Annotated in this window: 4 protein-coding genes; 1 reads left to right on the forward strand and 3 read right to left on the reverse strand. The window is 66.7% G+C overall.

Going from position 1 to position 3,248, the window contains the following annotated elements:
* A partial coding sequence (locus JHD80_RS26825) for a hypothetical protein (RefSeq protein ID WP_199093585.1) occupies positions 1-219 on the reverse strand: 219 nt, incomplete at its 3' end.
* A gap of 31 nt (positions 220-250) precedes the next feature.
* Complete coding sequence (gene ribA / locus JHD80_RS26830; protein WP_199093579.1) at positions 251-1,378, reverse strand: GTP cyclohydrolase II RibA; 1,128 nt, start codon at positions 1,376-1,378, stop codon at positions 251-253.
* A gap of 281 nt (positions 1,379-1,659) precedes the next feature.
* Between ribA and JHD80_RS26835 the strand changes: the two genes are divergently transcribed.
* On the forward strand, positions 1,660-2,196 hold the full coding sequence (locus tag JHD80_RS26835; protein ID WP_349237358.1) for a cytochrome b: 537 nt from the start codon (positions 1,660-1,662) through the stop codon (positions 2,194-2,196).
* A 7-nt stretch (positions 2,197-2,203) separates the two neighbouring features.
* Here JHD80_RS26835 and JHD80_RS26840 read toward each other — a convergent pair whose 3' ends face one another.
* On the reverse strand, positions 2,204-3,043 hold the full coding sequence (locus JHD80_RS26840) for a methyltransferase domain-containing protein (RefSeq protein ID WP_199093583.1): 840 nt from the start codon (positions 3,041-3,043) through the stop codon (positions 2,204-2,206).
* Positions 3,044-3,248 lie beyond the last annotated feature (205 nt).

A 3,248-nucleotide genomic window follows, 5' to 3' on the forward strand; every position in this document is an offset into this window, starting at 1 on the left:
GACATAGGGCGTCCAGAAGGGCGAGAGACCCTTGTGCCAGGCATCGGCGAGGAACTGGAGCTGCGGATGGAAATGCGCCTTGGCATCCCAGGGGATGGTGACGCTGCCGGAGAGCCAGGGCCAGGACAGGGCCAGCCAGGCGATGAACACGATCGCGCAGACGCTGGCGAGCGGCCAGCGTTCGGGACTGCCGGGGAGGGTATTATCGGGCTCGGGCATCAGCCTGGCCTGATCGCAAACGAGACCGGGGTCAATCCGTCGGGGCGGCGCGCGCCATCAGCGCGTCCATGTCGATGAAATGGCCGGCACGGTCGCGCTTGGAGGCGAGATAGCGGACGTTGTGAGCGTTCGGACGCCCGAGCACGCGCTGGGTCGCGGCAACATCGAGCCCGGCCGCTTCGATCGCGCCGATCTTCTGCGGATTGTTGGTGAGCGCCACGACGCTGGCGACGCCGAGCTGCCTCAGCATCGTCGCGGCGAAGTCGAAATGGCGCTGGTCGAGATCGAAGCCGAGCACCTCGTCGGCGTCATAGGTATCCCAGCCCTGGCTCTGCAGCTTGTATGCGCGCATCTTGTTGGAGATGCCGTTGCCGCGGCCTTCCTGGTCGAGATAGAGCAGGATACCGCCCTGGTTCTCGGCCATCCACTGCACGGTGTCGCGCAACTGGTCGCCGCAATCGCATTTCAGCGAGCCGAACAGGTCGCCGGTCAGGCAGGCCGAATGCAGGCGCACCGGCACGGCAGACGAAAGATCCGGCTTGCCGACAATGATGGCGACCTGATCGCGCAGGCCCTCGCCGCCGCGGAAGACGACGAATTCGGTATCCGGCGCGCCTTCGAGCGGCACCGGCGCGCGGCCGACGATCTTCAGCGTTGCCGCCTGCTCGGTGCGGTAGCCATCGACGGCGGCAATCTCGACCTCGACGAGCGGCTCGTTGGCGATCGCCTCGGCGCTGACCGGCACGAGGATGACGGCCGGCAGGACGAGCGACAGGCGAGCGAGTTCGAGCGCGGCTTCGTCGAGTGCCGAAGCCGGGGCGACGGGCGCATCCATGCGGGCGTCGATCTTGAGCGCGAGCGTTTCGATACGGCCGGTGTCGATGGTCGGCAGCGCGAAGATGCCGGTTTCCAGGCGTCCCTTGGCGCCGAGGCGGCGCAGGCGTGCGGCGCTCAGCACGAGATGGCCACGGCCCTGCGCCAGACTATCGAAGCGGCGCGCCAGTTCGGCGTCGGCAAGCTCGGCGGACAGCGCGAGCGCCAGCCGCGCGCCGTCTCGGAGCAGGACGGGGCGGGCGGCGCGAAACTCGGCGATCGCCCGTTCGACCTTCACGAGATCCGTCTGGAGGGATGGGCCGAAGAGCGTACGCGACTCAGGCATCGAAAAGTCCGTCAGATTGGGCCGGCGACCGGCCGAGGAGCATCCAGGGCACCATCGGGTATCGATATAGGACCTTGCAGTGCGCTCTGCCACCAACGTGGCCGACACGCCACGGGTTCCACGATCAAAACCACGTCAGATGGAGTCCATAGGCAAGCGAAAACGGGAACTTCCGGAGCGTATCGCCGTCCTATGGGCGCATAGGCTTGAACGTGAGATGAATAGCGCTCCGGCGGCAGACAGGAGGCTTTCCGATGCAAGGCGACATGCCGGCAACCCGCGTGTACAGCCCGATCGCGCGGACGCTGCACTGGATCACGGTGGCTGCGGTCCTGGCGATGATCCCGGTCGGGCTCATCATGAGCTATCGCGGCAATGTGCTGGATATCTGGGACGGGGTGACCAACGGGCTCTACAGCGCGCACAAGCTCACCGGCTTCCTGCTGTTGTGGCTGATGGTCGGACGATTGGCCTATCGCCTGCTTCATGGCGCGCCGCCGGACGAGCCGACGCTGGCCTGGTGGCAGAAGGCGGTCTCGCATCTGGTGCACTGGTTGCTCTATGGCCTGCTGATCGTCGTGCCGCTGCTCGGTTGGATCGGCGTCTCGCTGTATCCGGCGCTGACGATCTTCGACCTGTTCGACCTGCCGGCCCTGGCGAAGCCCAACGAGGAAGCCGCCAAGCGCGTGCTCGACATCCACGGCAAGCTCGCCCTGGCGACGGGTGCGCTTGCGCTCGTGCATGTCGGCGCCGCGCTGCATCACTACCTCGTCCTCAAGGACGGCGTGATGCGGCGGATGCTGCCTTGGGTGAAGTAGAGCCTTCCTAGATCGGCCGGGCCCAGAGGTCCTGATGTCCGATCATCGCCGATTGGGCTTCGCGGCGTGCCGCGAGCCATTCCGCGATGGCCTTCGGGTCGAGGCGTCCGGTTTCGCCGACGGCCATGGCGATGCCTTCGGCGAGCGCTTCCTGCAAGGGCCGGCGCTTCGCGTCGAGCAGCCAGTTGCTGTCGCCGCTCGAAACCGCGAAGCCCGATTTGCGGAAGGATTCCGCCATGATCTCGTTGGCCTTCGGGCCGGCGGCGGGGCCAAAGCCCTTGTCGCGATGCTGGTGGTCGGTGAAGGCGGCGTGGATGCCGGCATCGGCCGGATGCTCCGGCAGCCACGTCTCCCGGCCGTCATGGGTCAGCACGGCATAGAGGGGCAGGTGCTGGCTGGCGAGCGCCGCGACGAAGCGCTCGATCCAGCGCTTCGAGGCGATATCGAAGAGCGCGGCGGCTGTCACCAGATCTGGTTGCCAGCCCAGCACCCATTCGAGATCGGTGTTCAGGTCGACCTTGCGGGTGTCGACCGTGATCGTCTTGCCGTCCTTGGCGAGCACAAGTTCCTCGCCCTGCTCGCGCGCCTCTTCGGCCCAGTCCTTCAGGCGCTCGCGGGCAAAGGCCAGGAGTTCGGCATCGTGGTCGACGAGCGTCCAGTGCTGGCGATCGGGCAGGGCGGTGTAGGTCGCGCGCAGGTTGGAGCCGGCACCGCAGCCGAGATCGAGCACGGACAGCGAGGCCTTGCCGGCGAAATAGCCGCCGACCGCTGCAAGAACTTGCGGATTACGCGCCGCGTGATCGGCCGGCTCGCGCAATGCGAGCCATTCCGGAGAGAAACCAGCCATTACCCCACCTTTCGGCCGCAAAAGAACCGGACTGAATATCGCATTCAGTCCGCTTCTCTCGCTCTTTGATCTTGCGTCGGCTTGTCCCGAAAACCGCGTGCCACTTCTCGGGCTGATGCTCTATCGCGCAGGCAAGCCTCCGCGACGATGCGCGCGGTCTCGCTCCAGCGCGGCAGATCGCCGGCTGCGGCCCACGCGGCATCGG

Source organism: Allobosea sp. ASV33, assembly GCF_016428755.1.
Lineage (GTDB): Bacteria > Pseudomonadota > Alphaproteobacteria > Rhizobiales > Beijerinckiaceae > Allobosea.